This is a genomic window from Emticicia fluvialis, assembly GCF_024793945.1.
Classification (GTDB): domain Bacteria; phylum Bacteroidota; class Bacteroidia; order Cytophagales; family Spirosomataceae; genus Emticicia; species Emticicia fluvialis.
This window is the reverse complement of the sequence record NZ_JANUSD010000018.1, coordinates 16,125-36,012: the sequence shown is the minus strand read 5'-3', so window position 1 is coordinate 36,012 and position 19,888 is coordinate 16,125. Positions and strand designations below refer to the sequence as shown.

Annotated in this window: 12 protein-coding genes, 2 tRNA genes and 1 pseudogene; 6 read left to right on the top strand and 9 right to left on the bottom strand. The window is 34.2% G+C overall.

Annotation, left to right across the window (positions count from 1 at the left end):
• Positions 1-14: 14 nt before the first annotated feature.
• The 3 genes from NZ848_RS18650 (at position 15) to NZ848_RS18640 (ending at position 1,098) form a co-directional block, all read left to right on the top strand.
• Positions 15-761 carry an energy transducer TonB gene (locus NZ848_RS18650; protein WP_259016806.1) on the top strand — a complete coding sequence of 249 codons (747 nt, stop codon included), beginning with the start codon at positions 15-17 and terminating at the stop codon, positions 759-761.
• An 86-nt stretch (positions 762-847) separates the two neighbouring features.
• Positions 848-935: transfer RNA gene (locus NZ848_RS18645), tRNA-Ser, on the top strand.
• Between the two features lie 89 nt (positions 936-1,024).
• Positions 1,025-1,098 (top strand) — tRNA-Pro (locus NZ848_RS18640).
• Between the two features lie 616 nt (positions 1,099-1,714).
• Here the strand turns inward: NZ848_RS18640 and NZ848_RS21605 are convergent.
• A pseudogene (locus NZ848_RS21605) lies at positions 1,715-2,614 on the bottom strand (recombinase family protein); the annotation flags it as partial.
• 431 nt (positions 2,615-3,045) lie between these two features.
• Between NZ848_RS21605 and NZ848_RS18635 the strand changes: the two are divergent.
• Positions 3,046-3,762, top strand: coding sequence for a hypothetical protein (locus NZ848_RS18635; RefSeq protein ID WP_259016805.1), 717 nt, complete (start codon positions 3,046-3,048; stop codon positions 3,760-3,762).
• 167 nt (positions 3,763-3,929) lie between these two features.
• Here NZ848_RS18635 and NZ848_RS18630 read toward each other — a convergent pair whose 3' ends face one another.
• The 7 genes from NZ848_RS18630 to NZ848_RS18600 all read right to left on the bottom strand — a co-directional run bounded on the left by NZ848_RS18630 (position 3,930) and on the right by NZ848_RS18600 (position 13,722).
• Positions 3,930-5,456 carry a class I SAM-dependent DNA methyltransferase gene (locus tag NZ848_RS18630; protein ID WP_259016804.1) on the bottom strand — a complete coding sequence of 509 codons (1,527 nt, stop codon included), beginning with the start codon at positions 5,454-5,456 and terminating at the stop codon, positions 3,930-3,932.
• A complete protein-coding gene (locus NZ848_RS18625; protein ID WP_259016803.1) occupies positions 5,446-6,213 on the bottom strand; it encodes a DUF3883 domain-containing protein in 768 nt (255 codons plus the stop codon). The genes NZ848_RS18630 and NZ848_RS18625 overlap by 11 nt, the downstream gene beginning before the upstream one ends.
• On the bottom strand, positions 6,201-6,893 hold the full coding sequence (locus NZ848_RS18620) for a hypothetical protein (RefSeq protein WP_259016802.1): 693 nt from the start codon (positions 6,891-6,893) through the stop codon (positions 6,201-6,203). The genes NZ848_RS18625 and NZ848_RS18620 overlap by 13 nt, the downstream gene beginning before the upstream one ends.
• A 61-nt stretch (positions 6,894-6,954) precedes the next feature.
• Positions 6,955-7,389 (bottom strand): hypothetical protein, encoded by a 435-nt coding sequence (locus NZ848_RS18615; RefSeq protein ID WP_259016801.1) that lies wholly within the window; start codon positions 7,387-7,389, stop codon positions 6,955-6,957.
• Positions 7,390-7,553: 164 nt separating this feature from the next.
• On the bottom strand, positions 7,554-9,512 hold the full coding sequence (locus tag NZ848_RS18610; protein ID WP_259016800.1) for a restriction endonuclease subunit S: 1,959 nt from the start codon (positions 9,510-9,512) through the stop codon (positions 7,554-7,556).
• Positions 9,512-12,289, bottom strand: a complete 2,778-nt coding sequence (locus tag NZ848_RS18605; protein WP_259016799.1) for a type I restriction endonuclease subunit R — start codon at positions 12,287-12,289, stop codon at positions 9,512-9,514. The genes NZ848_RS18610 and NZ848_RS18605 overlap by 1 nt, the downstream gene beginning before the upstream one ends.
• A gap of 575 nt (positions 12,290-12,864) precedes the next feature.
• Positions 12,865-13,722, bottom strand: a complete 858-nt coding sequence (locus NZ848_RS18600; RefSeq protein ID WP_259016798.1) for a DUF3800 domain-containing protein — start codon at positions 13,720-13,722, stop codon at positions 12,865-12,867.
• A 520-nt stretch (positions 13,723-14,242) separates the two neighbouring features.
• Between NZ848_RS18600 and NZ848_RS18595 the strand changes: the two genes are divergently transcribed.
• Positions 14,243-16,000, top strand: coding sequence for a hypothetical protein (locus NZ848_RS18595; protein WP_259016797.1), 1,758 nt, complete (start codon positions 14,243-14,245; stop codon positions 15,998-16,000).
• 484 nt (positions 16,001-16,484) lie between these two features.
• Positions 16,485-19,160: an ATP-binding protein gene (locus tag NZ848_RS18590; RefSeq protein WP_259016796.1), complete on the top strand. Its 2,676-nt coding sequence runs from the start codon at positions 16,485-16,487 to the stop codon at positions 19,158-19,160.
• 156 nt (positions 19,161-19,316) lie between these two features.
• Here the strand turns inward: NZ848_RS18590 and NZ848_RS18585 are convergent, their stop codons facing one another.
• Complete coding sequence (locus tag NZ848_RS18585; protein ID WP_259016795.1) at positions 19,317-19,838, bottom strand: hypothetical protein; 522 nt, start codon at positions 19,836-19,838, stop codon at positions 19,317-19,319.
• Positions 19,839-19,888 lie beyond the last annotated feature (50 nt).

The window sequence follows — 19,888 nt, the reverse complement described above, 5'->3', positions numbered from 1 at the left end:
ACAATAAATAAAACATGAAAACGCTCACTTTACTTTTGCTGTCTTTAACTATACTGACCACCGCTGCCCAGGAGCTGAAACTGGTAAGGAATAGCTCGCAGCCGAATCCGTTTACTAATTATAAGGAAGAATACTATGTACTGAAAAACGACAAAAAAATCAGGCAAGGCTCGTATAAAAAATGGGTAAATGGAAAGATTTCGCTGGAAGGCTTTTACAAGAACGATAAAATGGATAGTACCTGGACAACCTTTAGCTCACTTGGCTATATCATTTCTTCCGGTAATTATGCTAATGATACTAAGGTTGGTATATGGAAATTTAATGATAAAGATGGGTTGGAACAGGAGTATAATTACAGCACCAATATGCTGGTTTATTTCAGGCCTGAAAAAACACCAACCAATTATGCCATTATAAAAGGTACCGACACCACCTATAGCGTGGTAAGCCGTCCACCGTTGACAATTGGTGGCAGCTATGCCCTTTATGAAACTATTGCCAAAAATTTGAGGTACCCTGTAGCAGCCCACAAAAAGAACGCAACCGGCAAGGTATATGTTAGCTTTACCATTGACGAAACCGGAAACGCAGCTGGCCATAAAGTACTTAAGAACGGCAATAAAGACCTGGACAATGAGGCATTAAGAGTAGTAAAATTACCCGACAAATGGATACCTGCGCTGAAAGACGGCATACCTGTAAAAGTAGTTCATGTTATTCCTGTAACCTTTCAAAATGCAGGTATGATAAACCCCTGAATATTTTAAGAAAAAAAATACAAAAAATGGCGTTGCGTTTTGTTAAAACAAAATGACCCTGTATATTTGCAATCCCAAACGGGAAAGGAGAGGTGCCTGAGTGGCCGAAAGGAGCAGTTTGCTAAACTGTCGTACGTCTAAAGCGTACCGCGGGTTCGAATCCCGCCCTCTCCGCGAGAATGTGTAGAAATATTTTAAAATTAATTTTTGATTTATTAATAAAGTTTTCTACCTTTGCACTCTCAATTTTTAGATACCGCCCTCGGGGTGTAGCGTAGCCCGGTATCGCGTCTGCTTTGGGAGCAGAAGGTCGTCAGTTCGAATCTGGCCACCCCGACTTTACAGGACAAGTCAAATTTATTTTTGATTTGTCCTTTTTTGTTTCCACCTAAATCGCTGTCTATCAGGTAAATAAAACTAACAGCTTCATTTATTCTACTAGTTCGAAGTGAATTATTTTCAAAATGCAATTTTTCAGGAAACATCGAACTAATCACTTCCCGTTTCTTGTCTATATCTGCGGTTTCATAGATATAATCCAGTTTTAAAAGATTGTCAATCCCTTTATCAAGCAGGTTTTTAATATTCATATTATTATCAGAAAGTCCTCTGAGTTTGGCTTCCAACTTTTCAACTTTACTGCTGTAATCGGACTTCATTACTCTAAAATCTTCCGGCTCAATCTGTTTAGAGGATAATAAGTCTCGGGCATACGATAACTTATCTTCCAGTTCCTTAATCTGTTTCAGCAGTTGCCCCTTATCATCTAATAAATGAGCAGTTTGGCTATGCCAGGCTTCCTGCAATACGATCTTGTATAACTCGGCCATTTCAGGACGTGGGATATACTTTTTCAGTTCGTAAACAAACTGCTGGTTAATTGCATCAGCCCTGTGTCTGAATTTGCAGCCCGCAAAACAATGATAATACGAATAACGCTTGGTAAGACCCTTAGATGCACTTCCGGTCAGTATTTTACCACATTTTGGGCAAATCAAGAATCCTCTAAGGGGCAAAGTCGAATTGGAAACTACCGTTAGCCTGTATTGGTTTCGTTTCCTACCATCTAGTACGTCCTGCACTTGATAAAATAAATCTTCCTGTATTAATGGCTGATGCAAGCCTTTGACGAAGCGGCTTTCATCATCCTTGTATTTGGGGATAAATATCTTTCCGCAATAAACCGGATTTCGAATAGCAAACCAGAAAAGACTCTTAGTTCCTCTAAATCCCATTGCTTTTGCCATTTTGAAAATCTGCTCGGTATTATATACACCTTTAGCTACTTCCTCAAAAGACCAGCGCAAAATACCTGCTTGCGGTTCATGGATTGCAATGTACTTCCTCCCTGCTTCATCAGTCTTGTTGACATAACCAATCGGAGCCAGCCCCATATAACGCCCTTCTTTTCTTGCTCTACGCATTCCGTGAATAACATTTAAAGCCCTTCGATCATTCTCAACCTCGGGTGCTGCCAGATAAAAGGCCAACATCATCTTGTTCTCAGGAATAGATAAATCCAACGGCTGTTCTATTGCCTGAGGTTCTACGCCCAATTTGCGCAGGATGTTAATCATCTGATAGGCATCTCCGGCATTGCGGCTAAACCTGTCCCATTTAAGGAATAATACCACATCTGCCTTTCCTTTGTGCTTTTTCAGCTCTAACAAATACGCCTTCCATTCCGGACGGGCAAAGGTCTTTGCAGAATGGTCTTCAAACATTACCCTACGGACGGTAATGTTGTTAATATCGCAATACTTGCGCAACAGTTCCTCCTGGCTACGTTGCGAATAGCCTTTATCGGCTTGTTCGTCCGTACTTACCCGTATGTACAAATCAGCTACTTTCATACTCACCTTCAATTAAATTCAATAATCACTTTCCTATGAGATATAACCCTAATGCTTTTTCAGATATTGTGCGATTAGGATATTCGCCAATAAATGTAGGAATTCAAGAGTAGCTATAGCCTGTTCTATTGATATTTCAATTCCTTTTTTTCGCAGCAGTTCCACTGCCTGTTCTGGTTTTAGTTTTTCCATTTTGCACCTCCTCATTAAATCATTCACACAAACCTTCGTGCAGAAGGACATATTTCAGAAAGCTAATATAGCCATTTGTTTTGATATTCCAAATTTTATCATAACGTTTTTACTATCTTTGTGAAGTCTCTGGAGGAAATCTAAAGTACTGCCATCTTGTTTGGGGAAATCTGACGTCCTTTATTATATAGAAATATGCTGTAGTGTAAGTAAGCTAAAAACGAGTAAACAACGACAAAATGAGTAAAGTATACAAAGTTACCTACAAAACTTACCTGAACAACCGATTAAAACAAGTTTTTCTACATGGCAAGCTAACCTATCCTTTGTATGTTCAGGTCACCTATGAACGCAAGACCATCTTCTTTAAGAGCTACTATTTTGAACTCTTTTCAAAACCCAGGTATTTCCTCTCTGCAGCCGGATTGAGCCGTGGCCCCTCTATTGATGAAATAACAGCCAAAGAAAATGAGGTTATTGATTTTATCATCAATAAACATCTAGAAAATTTTTCATTAGAGCTCTTCAAACAGGAATATGCCTTTTACAGTAAAGATTTGTGTGACATTATGGAAGAAGACTTTATTAATTATATGTACACCTTCTTTCAGGACAAAGGTATGCCTGCATTTGCTCTAATGGTGAGAGAGGGTTGCAGACATTGTATTGCCTATGATGTCTTCCGAGATATGAAACCGGCTTTTATTAAACCTTTCTATGAGGAACTAGTTGAGAATTCTCTGTATCACTCACCGCCATACCTTCCTTTATATGGCTTTATGCTGGAGACAAAGAAATGGCCTATGCTAAGCCTCACGGTTATGGAATGGGAAACCAGCAATACACAAACAGAGTTTACAGAATATTTAAAAAAGTATTATCCTAAAAACGATGCTGGTGAAATAAAGAAACAGGTTGAAAAGTGGTTAAATTCTTTAAGAAAGATTGGTTGTTAAATACCCACTTATGCGCGCTTTATAAAATATAATATTAACGTTAAGATACTATGAAAGCTTAGCTCTTCTTTATTTTAAAATAGTCCCCATTTAGTCTCCACTATTATTATCAAGAATTTTCTTGCATAATAAAAAAGGGTTTGTCACACAACCTTTTTAAATTCTAATTATTTCTCTCCCAAAGCCAACATAATACTCCTAAAATTTTCTAAACCTGTTTCTAAGTTTTCTATGATTTCACTGGCTATTACGTCTGGGTCTGGTAAGTCGTCGAGGTCAGCTAATGATTTATCTTTGAGCCATGTAATGTCTAAACTTGTTTTATCTCTTGCTATTATCTCTTCATAGGTAAATTTACGCCAACGGCCTTCGGGATTAGTTTCAGGATTATAAGTCTCTTGCCTAATATGTCTATTGGTGGGATTATAGCACTCAATAAAATCTCTTAAATCGTCTATTTTAAGAGGATTTTTCTTAAGTGTATGATGAATATTAGTTCTGTAATCATATACCCAGATTTCATTTGTCCAGGGGTCTCTGCTGGCTGGTTTGTTATCAAAGAAAACAACGTTTGCTTTTACACCATGTGCATAAAATATACCTGTAGGTAATCTCAGAATTGTATGTAAGTCTGTAGTCTCAAGTAGTTTTTTTCTTACTGTCTCACCTGCCCCTCCTTCAAAAAGAACATTATCCGGCAATACTACAGCGGCCAATCCTGTAGTTTTTAGCATTGAGCGTATATGCTGTACAAAATTCAACTGTTTATTGCTGGTAGTTGCCCAGAAATCCTGACGATTATAAGTTAAATCTTCCTTCTCCTGTTCCCCGTTTTCATTGGTGAATGTCTGACTACTTTTCTTACCAAATGGTGGATTAGCCAACACATAATCATAGGTATCACTCGAAGCCGCAATTAAAGCATCTGCCGGAGAAATAAAGTTTTCACTGTCAATGTCACCTATATTATGCAGAAATAAATTCATCAGTGCTGTTCTACGGGTAGAAGCTACAATCTCATTGCCATAGAAAGTGGAGTTTTTCAGAAATGCCTTTTTCTCTTTGTCTAATTCATAATGGTCAACTATATAATCATAAGCCCCTAAAAAAAAGCCCCCAGTGCCACACGCAGGATCAGCAATGGTCCGCATAGGCTGAGGCCGTATACACTCCACCATCGCCTTAATCAGTGGCCTTGGCGTAAAGTATTGCCCTGCTCCACTTTTTACGTCCTGTGCATTCTGCTCTAAGAGTCCTTCATAAATATCTCCCTTTACATCAGCTCCCATAATCAGCCATTGCTCTTTATTAATCATATCTATGATTCGGGCAAGCATTGCAGGGTCTTGTATTTTATTCTGACTCTTGGTAAATATCTGGCCTATCATTCCTCTTTCGGTAGATAGAGACCTTAAAAGCGAAGAATAAAAAAATTCTAACTCTGCTCCTTTTTTATTGACAAGGTTTTCCCATGTGCAGGTTTCAGCGTCTTCTATTTCCTCATTTTTTTCATCTTTGATTTTAGGGAAGTTAAAGGCTCTGTTATAAGGTGGCTTGCTATATTCGTCAGCCATTTTCAGAAACAATAGATAAGTCAATTGCTCTAGATAATCTCCATATCCTACCCCTACATCTCTTAAAGGGTTACAAAAACTCCATACTTTACTTACTATACTGGCTGTGCTATTGCTCATTACTATCTTTCTTTAAATATACTTGATATTGTGTTGGTTGAAATAGAAGACTATTTATTGGGTTTTCAATTATAAAAAAATCTGCATGGTTTTTTTCATAATCATAGTTGTAAAGTCTATAAATGACATATTTGCCTTGATTGCGTTCTGCAAATAAATATTCATTTAAACTTAAATAAAAAGACGTTTTTTCATCTTTTTCAGTCGTCTTTACTTCAATATATAGTGGGTTGCACTTTTCATCAAAACTTAGAATGTCATATCCGTCACCGTCTTTTACAATTTGTACTTGCTCAACAAGATTCAATAATCCTTTTTCTTTCAATTTCTTTTTTTCAAATTCTCTTACAAGCTCTTCTCCATTATCACCTAATTGTTTGTCTTCGATATTTTTTTGGATAAAATCAGTATTATACCCTTTAAAAGTTGGTTTTCTGTCTGGCAATAAAGTTAATCCCCAGTTAGGGTAGCTCCGCTTACTTAGTGAATCATTAAAAGTCTCTTGGGATGTAACATTACCCCATACCTTTTTTTCAAGCTGCTCATAATGATGTGTATTTGAGCTAATAAACTCTACTACCTCACTGATTAATCTTTCCCAATCGTAGTGTATTAAAGCAGAAGCGCTAATCTCCATCCAACCAATTTCAGAAGGGATAATGCTTTTACATATTTGTTTTTGTTCCTCAGAGAGTTTAGAAGCATTTTCTCTAAAAAAATCTAATTTATAAATCAACGCATTTTTTAAAGCATCCACACCAATAGTAAAAAAATATCCTTTGAGCTATCTCCTTTCTTATAGATTTTCGCCCAAGTGTACTCTTTAAAAATTGCAGACGCCTTTCCACGTTTACTCCAAATTCTCTTACTTGATTCCTCATATTCAGGTAAGCGCTTTGCAACCTCCTCTGCCCAGAATTTAGTTTTCGTCCATACCGTGTCTAATAAATAATTTTTAGCATTTACATGGTCAGAATTTTCTGGGTTATAGACTTTTTCACTCCAGCTTCTGAAAAACTCAATTTCCATAACATTAAAAAAAGCAAGAGAATTGTTTTCATTGTAAATAGGAGTATTTAGTTTATAAAAACTCTGGTAATTGAAGTCCTTCTTCCAAAATTCTTTACACTTTTGTATTTCGGAGAATCCGTAGTATTGCTCTTTCAATTGTTTTTTCTTTCCGATGCCTAAGTCTTCACAAAGCTGATAAAAACCATCTCCATGGTCATTAGCTTGTTTATATATTGCTATCGAACTTATAAGAGGTCTTCCGTTTTTAAATTCATACTCTGAAATTTCTCCTAAAGTCCTACTTAAAATATCTCTATCTCTTTCTAATGCTAAATTCAGATTAAGTTTTACAGAAACATCTTCATAATTGACTGGAATGCCTTTAATACATTGGTCTATTAAGTATTGTCTTATTTGTTGATTCATAACTTGATTATATTTTGCAGTTAAATTTTAAATAAATAGTCATGATAAATTACGTTTACATTCAATCATTTATACGTATTTTATATCTATCTTCAACCAAAGTAGCTATCCCCTTTTCTACCTGTCTATTCCAAAATCTAATGGCATCAAATGTAATAAAGCAGTCATCATCAATTCGTTCTAAACTTGTAGAATAAATATTCTTAATATACGAGAAATGAACTGAATAATGAATTAGAAAATTATGTGTTAAAGAACCGTAACTAATTTGAGAGGGAGTAAGCACCATCATTTCTCTCGACATCATATGCTGATAATAATCTCCCCTATTAAAATTTAAACCTTCTTTTATCCATAGTCCCCTCAACTCCAATTCAAAGGCAGAGTGATCTGCTGGCAATAGAGGGTCAAAAACTCTAATGTAAATTGAATTTTTGTCATCGTGTTCTATTTCAATATCAAATGTATAGCCACTCCAGTTAATTTGTTCATTCATAATATTTATTCATTTATCAACATCCCCTCAAAAGCTTTCTTTAAAATACTCTGCTTTAAAGTTGGGGCATTAATCAGGCATTAACTAATTGTTTCTTCTAACTTATCAGAGACATAGTCTTTCCCAATACAATTTTGAATACTTACTTAATAGAGTTTAAATCATTAAGCCCCTTTATTAATATTCTTTTTAGAAGTTTTCTTTTTAGCGGTAACTTTCTCACTCTTCAAAACCATTTTACCCCTTCCTTCTGGTATATAGTTATGCTCTTTCATCCATTGCAATGCCTTAAAAAATCTCTCTCTTTCAATTTTCAGTTTTCTTTCAGACCAATTTTCCCTTGATTCGTATACTATTTCTTCGTCTGTTGGTAACTTGCCTTCCAAAAGCAAGTTATTCCAGCCTGCAAAAAGCGTGGCCACAATCTCTGCCTGTTCCATTGTAAAAGGTAGAAAAGTTGCTATCAGATTATTTATATCAGTCAACTCGTCTTTAGAAACATTCTCCTTAACCTTTTTGATAAGTTTGGCTGCTCCAGGTTTTGAGAAATAAGTATAACCAATATCTAATTTTTTAACCCCAAACCAGTTTGCCTTATCAGCTCTATGCTCTATAGCTTTTAAATGACTATAATCATCAGGGCCGGCAGCATCTTTTACAGGAGTTCTCCCAAGAGAAATACCTAATTTATACTCAACCAAATGGGCTATTTTTTCTCCTTTCACGTGATTCAGTTTAGCAAAATGTTGAGGAGTTTTTTCATGCGCATCTATTACCATAGCGATTATACCTGCATGCAAATCGGTAACTGAAATACCATTGATTACTTTAGATGTGTTTATTAAAACAGGTTTGATTATGTTGCTTTCAACTTCCTGAGATGTGACTAGTTTACCCTCAAAAGCCATCTTTAAAATACTCTGCTTTAAAGTTTCGGCCTGAAGTAGGCTTTGGCTGATTGTTTCTTCTAACTTATTACAAACTGTTAGTTTACTTTCTAATTCTGATACGATATATTCTTGTTTATCTTTACTACAAACAAGAACTTTTAATTTTTTAATCGGACCTAAAAATAAATTAGCTTGAGCAGTTGCTTTTTTACTTTCTTCAATCTGCTTTTGTAGAAAAGGAGATTGAAATAAGTATTCATAAAACTTTGAAGAGTATTTTTCCCAATCAATCTTTATAAGTGCAACACTTCTAACAAGCACAAATTTTATATCTTTGGGAACTCTACAAACTCTTCCTATTGATCCAGAACAAGAAATTAGAATATCTCCATATTCAGGATTACATCTTTTTAAGATTCTTTCATATTCATTTAAGGGGACAAAATCAACATCATCTAAGGACAGATAGCCATTTTGAATATTTCGTGCAGATAATAAATAATATCCTTCGGGTGTTCTTTTAGGGGTAATATGCTCTCCATCTGTTATTTTTACCGCAATTTCTTCTAAATTCACCCACTTCCAACCCTCCGGCAGTTCGCCTTCTTTTACATCTTTATTAGTTAGTTTACCTTCAAAAGCCCATTTTAAAAGGCTTTGCCGATATACTTTTAATTGTGCTTGTGCGGTTAAGAGTTGTTGTTTGCCATTTTCTAAATCACTTAATAATTCTTCTATTTTAGCTACTATGGCTTGTTGTTCTGCAAATGGAGGAAGAACTATTTCCATTTGTTCAATTTTACTTGAAGAGATATTCGGTTGAGCACCTCCATAAGCATCCTTCTCAATATTCTTTTTTAATGAGTTTATTAAATAGAAAAGAAAATTATTATCTAAATTTTCGTTATCTAATATTAAAAATTTGCCTACACGTTGATTTTGATATGCTTTTTCGCTACTTCTATAAATTCCAAACTTACCTGTAGTAGCTCCTGACATAGCCACTAAAATATCATTATTTTGTATAGTATAATTTTCATATTCATCACCAGCTTCTACTCTTACAGCTTTTTGACTCGATACAAGTCCTCCATTTATATCAGAAATTCTAATTATGGGCACACCGTTATCTTGATAATTATCACTTTTAAAAGCAAATCCATTCTTTAGTTTGCATACCTCTCCTAATTCTTTCACTTCCCAATGGTCAGGTATTTTATTTCTATCTATCATTATGCCGCCAATACTTCGTTTAGTTCGTTGATAATTAGTTGGTAATCATTCTTAAATAGTTGATAAAATTTGCCTAAGCCGCCATTCCGGTTGAATGGGTCGAGGTCAAAATCATCCTGTTCGATATGAAAACTATTGGCTATATAGTCTTTTATCATGCGTAGCCAGTACATTTGGTCTTCGTTAAATTTGGTGGCTCCGGCCTGTTTTTTAAATACCCATTCCTGAAAATTCCGGTCAACAGTTTTATCGTAGGCCGCCAGAGTATCGTCAATCCCACTCAGATGCCTGATGAGCGCTACAATGGCTGTCAGTTCGTTTTTAGGTGAGCCATTCGTTTTTTCTAAAGCGGCATAGGCATTCCAAATACCCATAGGTGCTAATGTTGGTTTATCTGTCTGCAATTTTTCCAATACCTCCTTAATCATTGTATAGGTCAATTCCCTTCTACGGTAGGGCTGGTTATAAAAAATCTGCAAAGCTACCAATTCATCTTTATTTTCGAGCATCCACTCCTCAAAGTTTCTCACAAGTGCACTGGCTTTATCCTGCGTATCCTGATGCCAGCCTGCATTTAATACTTCATCAATATTTAGTGTATCGATTTTCTGTTCCAGGGCTTTTCTTACATTCTCAATAAATCCGTTCAATTCACCTGTAAAAACCTTAGCAGCCCGATTTTGCAAATGCTCAATCCTATTACTGATTTCTTGTTCTATATCTTTAGGTGCATGGCCTTGCATACCTTTTCTTACTTCGTTTCCTATCGCCTCCAATGTATCCGGATTAATGGCATCAAGCAAACGGTGAATCACGTCGGTAATAGCTATGCCTCCGGCTTTTTCTTTAAATTTTTCCCGGTCTTTGTCAGTTATTTGTCTGTTCAATCTCGCTAACCTTCCGGCCAGTGTAGAAAATAACTCTTCGTCTCTTGCTCCAATGCCCACAGCGCTCAATATATCTTTTAATGCCACAGATGGTTTCTTCTCTAAAGGCTGGCTATCTGTTTTTAGGCTATGATCAACCCCGATGGCATCCACAATTACAAAGTGGTCTTTTGCATATTTAGCACTTGGCGAAACCTGAATAAGTCGGTCATAATCAAGGGTTCTGGTACCTCTGCCTTTCATCTGTTCATAGTAGTTCCGGCTCTTTACATCTCTCATAAACAGCAGGCATTCTAATGGTTTTACGTCGGTACCCGTGGCTATCATGTCAACCGTTACTGCAATACGAGGATGATAGGAGCCTCTGAAATCAGCCAGTTCTTTTTGAGGGTTTTCTGTGTTATAGGTTATCTTCCTGCAAAACTTATTCTCTTCATTAAATTCCTCTCTGACAATTCTGATAATGTCGTCGGCATGGCTATCGTTTTTAGCAAAAATTAAAGTTTTGGGCACTTCAAATTCCTTTGCTTGATTATATCTGTCCGGAAACATCTCTGGCAGATGCTCACGGAATGTTTTGATAATGGTACGTATCTGGCTAGGATTCACGATATCTTTATCCAGTTGCTTTGCAGCGTATTGTTCGTCTATATCCTGTAACTCCCATCTTCTTTTCCGGGTCAGTCGCTCTCTATGCTCAATATCTTCTCCCTGCCAGATGGTAGCTCCCTGTTGGGTAATTTTTGTATTGATATTAAAAATACTAAAGCCCACATTTACGCCATCGGCAACGGCTTTCTCATGGTTATATTCACTGACAACATTCTGATTGAAATACCCGATAGTTCTGTTATCTGGTGTAGCGGTTAAGCCTACTTCAAAAGCATCGAAATACTCCAAAACCTGTTTCCAGAGATTATAGATACTTCTATGGCATTCATCTATGACAATGAAATCAAAAAATTCAATCGGTAATTTCGCATCATAGGCAATGGGTGGAATATTTTTGGCTAAAGCGTTATGTCTTTCATTTGGATTTTCCTGCTCTAATGCTTCATCTAGTTCCGTGCCTTTCAATATAGCGTAAAGCCTTTGGATAGTACTGATACAAACCTGACTATCGGTTGCCACATAGCTTGACTTTAATCGTTGCACATTATACAACTCTGTAAACTTCCGGTTATCGTCGTTTGGCAGGTACGTCATAAATTCCTGCTCGGCCTGCTCTCCCAAGTTTTTAGTATCAACCAGAAATAAAATACGTTTAGCTTTGGCATACTTCAATAGGCGATAGATGAATGTAATAGCTGTAAAAGTCTTGCCAGAGCCGGTAGCCATCTGAATCAGGGCTTTGGGTCTGTTTTGCTTGAAAGATGTTTCCAGATTATTGATGGCGGTTATCTGGCAATCTCTTAATCTGTCTGTAGGAAGGGATGGCAAATCCAGTAGCCGGGTTCTTAACGATTTACCAATTCTTCTCCATTCGCGCAGTGTTTCCGGCCTGTGAAAGCTGAATACTTCTCTGGCTCTTGGTTTGGGGTCGGTATAGTCGGTAAAAAGGGTTATTTCGCCAGTACTTAAATAAACATACGGTAGAGGGTCGTTTTTCAGGTATTTCAGTTTGGCTCTCGCATAATCTTCACTTTGAATCTCATGCACGTTCAATCTATGTCCTTCTTCCTCTCTTTTAGCTTCTATGATTCCGCAGGGTTTACCATCTACAAAAAGCAAATAGTCCGCAGGGCCAACATTAGTCTGATATTCTTTGATAGCAACGCCGGGTCCGGCAGAAAGATTAGTTTCTTTTATATGCTGAATAATCCAGCCACAGTTTGTAAGGGCAGCGTCAATAGTATCTCTGGCGATTTGCTCCGGATTCTGATTTGCCATTTTGATAATGAAAACATGGGTAATGAATAGGAATGGCAATATAAAAATAAAAAAGAAGTATAAGAAGAAATTTATTAAAAGGCATCAGACATCTGAATTTTGAAATTTTGGGTACACCAATAACTTTTGACTAAAGTTAATCAATCTTTAATCTGTAAAACGCGCTAAAATCATTCACGATTTGGCTCACTACCTGCCCAGTTCTGAGAGTTAGGATATAATTAAAATCTCTTTCAGTATCCCTATGAAACACAATTATGGACCAAGGCCGAACTTCCTTCTACAGTTTCTCCCACAGTCTTCGCCTTTGAATAAAGTGGATTCAAAATCTATCCAGAATCTCGCAGAACCTGCGAAAGGATCTAATACACAAAGGGCTTACATTTTATATTAGAAATTTCTTCTAAATGCTTGACCTTCCATATGATAAGCTATATTCCTCTTTATTACTACTTTATAGAAGTCTCTTTTAATTATAATATTAATTAAAGCTTGTTAAATCTTACAAATATTTGTAATTTTGTAATGAAAAGAACTCTGTAGCTATCCGAAGCCCCACGTTCCACGTAGGAGATTCATGTAGGTAGAACGGAGTTCTTTTTTTTGGATTTTAGTTGTGATGTATCCAATTCATATTCGCTTGACTTAAAATTCCAATGCCTGTAAGCGTCTTTCCAATGGTCTTCTGGTCCTGTTTGCTTCCCTGTCGATACGCCGATGTTAAAGCCTTTATGCAATTTGTTCACTCTAGCGTATATATGTTTATAGAGTTTTTCTTTAGCAATGGTTCTTTTTCCTCTTCTTTTTTTACCAAGTGGTTTCTCTTTGTGCATATCGTTTAATCTGAAAGCCATGGCTCCCAATACAACATCCATCATTTGAAGTGGCAAGTGTTTATGTGAATCTACTTCCGTAATGGCGTCTTTGCGAAACTTTAAACGAGCTAACTGAAATTGACGATTATTTTCAAGATTCTTAATATACTCTTTGAACCTGTTATTCTTTTCAATTTTATCTGGCAGGGCATCAAAATACGCTCTTAAATGAATCGTTTTCAAAGTATCATTACTGTAGGCAAGACCAAAAGCATGCTTAAAAAATTGATAATACAATATGAAAAACTCATCCTGAATTTGGTCTTCCGAAAGGTTTAGAGGTTTGTTTGAATTTTGAGTAAACATTACTCTCATCTTAATCTTACCCTCGGCCATTAAGTCAAAAAAAGCATCCATTACAGTCTTATACTTTTCTAAGTACTGCTCCGTTACTTTTTGCCATTTTATTTCATTTCCGAAACCAACGTCTTCGCAAACTTTTGTGAGTTTTCTTTGTACATAAGATAAATCTTTGGACTTAATTAAAACACCTCCATAAAAGTTAGAAAAGTAGCGTCCCCTTTTTACAGATTCGTCACACCAGATAAAATACTCCATCGCTCTACGTTCATTATTGTTTCTACAAAAATACAAATTTTTGTAGTAGAAGCTTATTGAGTTTTTCAGTATAAGGAACTACTATGACTGTAAATTGAAAGTTTATTACAGTAAATGGGAAGTATTTCGCAGTAAACAGCACCTATTTTACGTCAAGTGTCAAATTATCTAGGAAACAAGGCTGTCTTCTATTAAGCGCCTAAAATCTCATTTTTTACGTGGATATTCCTAAACGCTCCCCAATCTGGATAGATTAATTAACGGTTAAGGATAAATGTAAAAGCTACATTAAGAAGCAGGTAAAAGATAACAATTCAATAGAAGTTTAAAGCTGTACCGAAAAATATATAATTATTACAAACTTTCGTATATTTGATACCGTATAGTGATTGTATATTAGGAACCAATTTAGCCCATAAAAGTAAAAATAGGGATTCAATCCGTTTTTGAAAGCATTTATCTCTAATGAGTAGTATTTATAATAAATAAAAGAGAACTATAAACCCAGTTTAGTTTATTCATGCTAAAAGTTATTGAAATAGAAAACATAAAAGGAATTAGTCATAGACGGTTTGAGCTTGACATTAAGCCAAACATACCAAGTCTGTTGGTGGCACCAAATGGTTTTGGGAAAAGTTCTTTTGCGACAGCTTTCAATTCAATGAATGAAAGGAGAATAAATTTAGCAGAAGAGAATTATCATGCTGAGAATAGTGTGCTACAGCCAAGAATCCTTATTGAATATGAAAAGCCAGACCACTCATTTATTACACTTGAAGCAACAAATTCAACAAATACAATAAGCAGTGAGTTTGATTATTTTGTAATAAACAATCTCACAAAACCAAAAGGAAATGCTTCAACTTATGGTGGTTTTGCAAACTCCAAAGCATCATTGATAATTGAAGATATTGTATTGGTTGACAGTATTCCTGCTAATGTTTCATTTAATTATTCGTTACAAAATAACATAACGCGCTTTGGTCAAAATTCAAAAGTATTACCTAATGCAACCTCTTTGCTTTCGAATTTGAAATTAGTTGAAGAGCTAAGTAATTGCTATCAGGCATTGCAAAGAGGGAATAGACCAAGAATTCAAGGAAAAATCAATGCAATTATTGCAGACATAAATGCGCAATCAGGTACGGCAGAAACGTTAACTAATTGGGTGACAGCAAACCGTCTAAATGATTTAAGACAGATTGATTACTTGAATAGGATAGCCAATATCATAAATAGGTTTGATATTGGCTCTAATTCTGAAACAAAAGGCTATTTAGCAGCAATACAATTGATTTGGCTTTACAATCAAGATAGTAATAATTTCAAGAAGGCTTGCACTTATAATAATTACCAATTAGATAAACAGCGCTTTGATACTACCCTTGCAACATTTAATTGTACTTGGAAAGGAATTCGTGCCAGTCAAACAGGAGGACAATTAGTTGTGAAGTTTCCTAAAGCCATTCACATTTCTAATGGACAACGTGATATACTAACCTTCATTTCAATGCTATTTAGGGCAAGGCGACACTTAAAAAAGGATGCCAACATTTTAATAATTGACGAGGTGTTTGACTACCTTGATGATGCTAACCTCATAGCTGCTCAGTATTATATAACATCATTTATAAAAGAATTTAATGCTGAAGGCAAACAATTGTATCCCCTCATTCTGACACATCTAAACCCAAATTATTTTAAGAATTTTACATTCAGTAATCAAAGAGTCTACTATTTAGAAAAATCAAATATCCAAGTGAATCAGCATTTGGCTAGAATGCTTCGGATAAGGGAAGACAAGACGCGTGATGAGCTATTAAGAAACGATATATCAAAGCACTTGGTACATTACGAACCTTCTTATCTAAATAGGCGAAACGATTTTAAAAACTTAAATATGCCAGAATTATGGGGAGAATCAGATAACTTTTATAAATTTTTGTTTGATGAAGTTGATAACTACCTGAATAATCGGGCATTTTGTCCATTTGCGGTTTGCGGAGGTGTAAGAATTAAGATTGAAGAAATTGCATATAGCCAATTGCACAACTCAACGCATAAAGCTGAATTTTTGATAACAAAAAAGACAAGACCGAAATTGGAATATGCAGAACAAAATGAAAGTGTTCCCGTACCTGAATCACATTTTCTTTTAGGAATAATTTATAATGAAGGAATGCATTGGAAGGACAATTTTGACAATGTTTCACCTATAGCTTCAAAACTTGAAAACCTGATAATCAAGAAACTGATTAGGGATGTCTTTACCTCTTAAGTTACAGAGATATTTATCCATCATTTTGGACTGGTTTAAGTGGTTAGACATTAATATCTGAGGGAGTATTTTTTCTCACTATAAATAATAATTTTTATACTTGAAATGGCTTATTAAAAATCCAATAATTCATCCATACTTGCTATCAAAACATTAGTATGTTGCTTAAAATTTGGGCTGTTTGTTTTCAACCTCTGTCTAATGATTATGATTAGATTCAAATTGATATCGCTTTTGCCAAAGTCGACTTTAAACAGTGCGGGTTTCAAGGCGTATTCAAGTCAGTAGGTAAAATCTATTATCTTAAAAAACTTAAATTGGATAGTTTTAAAGTATTGTATGAATATTTTGCTAAAGAGCATATTAGGCTAATTATTAATAAATTAAGGGTTCATATATTTTTATTTTATATATTCTAATATGATATTGTTGTAGTTACGTTTATGAAATTGAATTATTAAATTAAACTAAGTTTTTATATTTTATGAAAAGTGAGTTGAAAATAATTCTAGAAAAAACAAGTTCTAATAAAGCTAAAGGCAACTGTTTTGAAGATTTAATTAGAAGTTTACTTTCTATACATCAATATGAAATTCGAGGAAATATAAATTTCTCAGGAATGGAGATTGATTTAATATGCTCTCATAAACACAAATCAGAAGTCTTATATGTAGAATGTAAAGCAAAAGAAAAAGTAACCTCCGATGAACTTGGTAAGTTTTGGTTCAATGTGCAGCATAAAAATGCTGATAGTGGTTATTTTTTTAGAACTAATGAACTTGAATACCAAGCAGGAGCATTACTTTCAGAAATGAAATCTCAAGAAAGGTATAAAAATTTGACCTTTTTTGAGCCGCATGAAATAATTAAAATGCTAACTGACGCAAATATGGTATTTGAGCCTTTGCCCAATTTAGCCACTTACATAATTTCGAAAAAGATTCTTGCAGTTACCCATTTTGGAGATTTTTTTATTTATCTAATAAATGAATCAAATGCAATCCCAACAAAATTTATTATCGTTAATGCTAAGAATAATGAAAAGCATCTATCACAGGAAACAATAGACGAGTTAAAGGGTGCAATTGATGAAATAAAGAACTTAGAGATTATCAGTAATTTTACAAATAATGGTGGAAAAAATTTAATATCAGCTATTGATACTAGTATAGAAGCAATATCTGAAGTTCAAGAAAGTGATAATTGGTATGATTATTTACCAGCTTCTGCCCAAAAAAAGCACTTTGTTGGAAGAGACGCAATTAGAACAAGTATACTTAATTTTTTTAAAGATATTCAAAATAGTACGACAAAAAAGAGAATCTTTTATTTAAATGGTAAGTCTGGATGGGGCAAAAGTTCTTTAGTTCTAGAAATCAAAGATAGATGCCGAAATAAACATTATAAAAATAAATACTATGCTTTAGCAATTGATACTCGAAGTGCTATATCTGATAACTTTGTTGCTTTATCTTTAGAAAAGTTAATACAAAAGGCAATTACAGAAGATTTTCTAACAACAGATATCTTTTTTAAAGAGATAAAATTTGACTCAAATATAGACTTACTTTCTTCTGAGTCAATGAAAAGCTTACTTAAAAAACTTAAAGAAGAAGACAAATTTTTGGTACTGATTTTTGACCAATTTGAAGATGTTTTTAGAAAAAAGAATTTCTTTAAATCATTCTATAAATTTCTTACAGATGTAACCGATAAACAGCCTAACCTAATTGTTGGTTTCTCATGGAAATCTGATTTCTTAGTGCAAAGTGATGACCCTGCTTATCATATTTGGCAACAAGCAAAAGAACATGCAAGAGAATTTACAATTAATGAATTTGGAGAAAAAGAGATTGATGGAATTATTAGACAGTTAGAGGATTCAGTAGGTGAATTAGATAAAAGTATAAAGGATAGGATTAAAGAAAGTTCTCAAGGATTACCATGGTTAACAAAAAAATTATGTATTCATATATTTGACCAGATTCAATCTGGTTTAATAAAAGAGAATTTGATAGAGTCAAATTTAAATATCGTTGAACTTTTTAAAAAAGATGAAGAACGTATAGAGTCAAATGAGCTTAAAGCTCTACACATTATAGCTAAAAGAGCATACGATGGTACATTTTTCGATGAAACAGATGTTGGAGATTTAATTGAAAGTCAAACAATCGCATCCTTGTTACATAAACGTTTAATAATTCGTTCAGGTGCTAATTATAATATTTACTGGGATATTTTTAGAGATTATCTTGTTACTGGCGTAATCCCTCCGATAGGAGAAAGTTATCTACTTAGAATTATGGTAAATTCATGTCTTGATGTTTTCTTACTATTTGAAGATGAAAATAAAAAAGAAACAATAACTTCTTTAGCATTAAAATACCCTAAAGGAATTGGAGAAGAAGCACTTTACAATATTATGATTGAATTAAGAAATATTGGCTTAATTCAAAAAGAACTTGAATATTATGGAATATCTAAAGGTATAGAAATTTCTAGAGAAGGCTTTATAAAATATATAACCAAAAAATTCCAAAATTATACTCCTTATCTAATCTTGAAAAAATTAGATAACACAAGGATCAATAAAGATATTATTATACAGGTTCTAAAAAATACCTTTAAACAGGATTTTCAAGATAATACTTGGGATGCTTATGCAAAGAATTTAATAAGCTGGTTTTTACTTTCTAATTTGGATATAAAGTCAAAATTAGTTGAACCTACGAGAGGCGGTAGAGGGAAAGGGAAAACGAAAAGAAAGTCAAATTTATTAATTAATGAGTTAGAGAATAGTATAATAAGAAGCTCAATTAAAGAAATACATTCTATTTTACCGTTATTCTCTTCTGAAGATACAACAATACCTCCTAAATTTTATAGAGATTTATTACTAATTGGTATAACAGATAATGAAGGACAACTAACAGATTATGGTCAACAACTTATTAGTCAAAATAAAGTGGAACAATTAAAATCTTTAAAATTGCAAGCAGAATTACTTCCTAAAATGGTTAAATTGAAAGAAGAACTTTTAGCTAATCCAAAGATTAAGGCAAAAGATTTATTAAATGCTATGCCTGAAAATTTTTTTCAAGGTAAAGAATTATCTTCAAAAATTCTCTATATTACTAAAGCTACCAGTTGGTTAAAGTAATGAAGTTTGCTAGGAAAAGTTTTATTTTATTACTTAAAAAAGATAAATTCTATTTATTGTCAGTGCTGTTTACTTAACTGTCCTTAGTCTGTATCATTTATTCACAAGGTATGACGCTCTTGTCTTCAAGTTCGTTAACAAAAGCATTTTTATCACTTAATTCTGAACGGCTTTAAAATACAAATTTATACCCTTCTTTTGAGGATGAGGTTTCGATAAGATAAGACTGCTCATATTCTTCAATTCTTTTGAAACAGAAGGGCTTCTATAATTCCACCCATATTTTCTAAAAACCTGGAGAATCTGTTTTACCTCAAATTCCGAATTTTTAAATTCTGGGTCAAAAACTAGTATAAATTCTATCGCATATGGTATTGAAGGGCGATCTTCCAATATTTTACGATACTCAACATTTTTTCGATGAATACTAAGAAGTTCATTCCTGAAATTCCGATTAACTTCAACTTTCTTCGTTGTAATTTCAGCAAAACTCTTATCAAAGAATAGTGCAATTTTATTAACATCTGCTATCGTAAATTCAGACTCTCTTTTTTTAACATATTTCAATTTGCGCAAGGATATTTCTAGAATATTAGCAAATTGTTCATCAGTAATACCTGAAAAATGAAGAAGATTGAAAACGTTTTCTTGTAATATTTCTTTACTGTAATTAGCCATGGGGCTAATTTGAACAAGTAAATGATTTCAAAAAGTGCAAATATTTGCAT

What these genes read in the sequence shown, in the direction of transcription:
- NZ848_RS18585 (WP_259016795.1), bottom strand. Translation starts at nt 19,838, where the DNA reads ATGGCTAATTACAGTAAAGAAATATTACAAGAAAACGTTTTCAATCTT.
- NZ848_RS18615 (WP_259016801.1), bottom strand. Translation starts at nt 7,389, where the DNA reads ATGAATGAACAAATTAACTGGAGTGGCTATACATTTGATATTGAAATA.
- NZ848_RS18610 (WP_259016800.1), bottom strand. Translation starts at nt 9,512, where the DNA reads ATGATAGATAGAAATAAAATACCTGACCATTGGGAAGTGAAAGAATTA.
- NZ848_RS18620 (WP_259016802.1), bottom strand. Translation starts at nt 6,893, where the DNA reads ATGAATCAACAAATAAGACAATACTTAATAGACCAATGTATTAAAGGC.
- NZ848_RS18605 (WP_259016799.1), bottom strand. Translation starts at nt 12,289, where the DNA reads ATGGCAAATCAGAATCCGGAGCAAATCGCCAGAGATACTATTGACGCT.
- NZ848_RS18630 (WP_259016804.1), bottom strand. Translation starts at nt 5,456, where the DNA reads ATGAGCAATAGCACAGCCAGTATAGTAAGTAAAGTATGGAGTTTTTGT.
- NZ848_RS18635 (WP_259016805.1), top strand. Translation starts at nt 3,046, where the DNA reads ATGAGTAAAGTATACAAAGTTACCTACAAAACTTACCTGAACAACCGA.
- NZ848_RS18650 (WP_259016806.1), top strand. Translation starts at nt 15, where the DNA reads ATGAAAACGCTCACTTTACTTTTGCTGTCTTTAACTATACTGACCACC.
- NZ848_RS18590 (WP_259016796.1), top strand. Translation starts at nt 16,485, where the DNA reads ATGAAAAGTGAGTTGAAAATAATTCTAGAAAAAACAAGTTCTAATAAA.
- NZ848_RS18600 (WP_259016798.1), bottom strand. Translation starts at nt 13,722, where the DNA reads ATGGAGTATTTTATCTGGTGTGACGAATCTGTAAAAAGGGGACGCTAC.
- NZ848_RS18595 (WP_259016797.1), top strand. Translation starts at nt 14,243, where the DNA reads ATGCTAAAAGTTATTGAAATAGAAAACATAAAAGGAATTAGTCATAGA.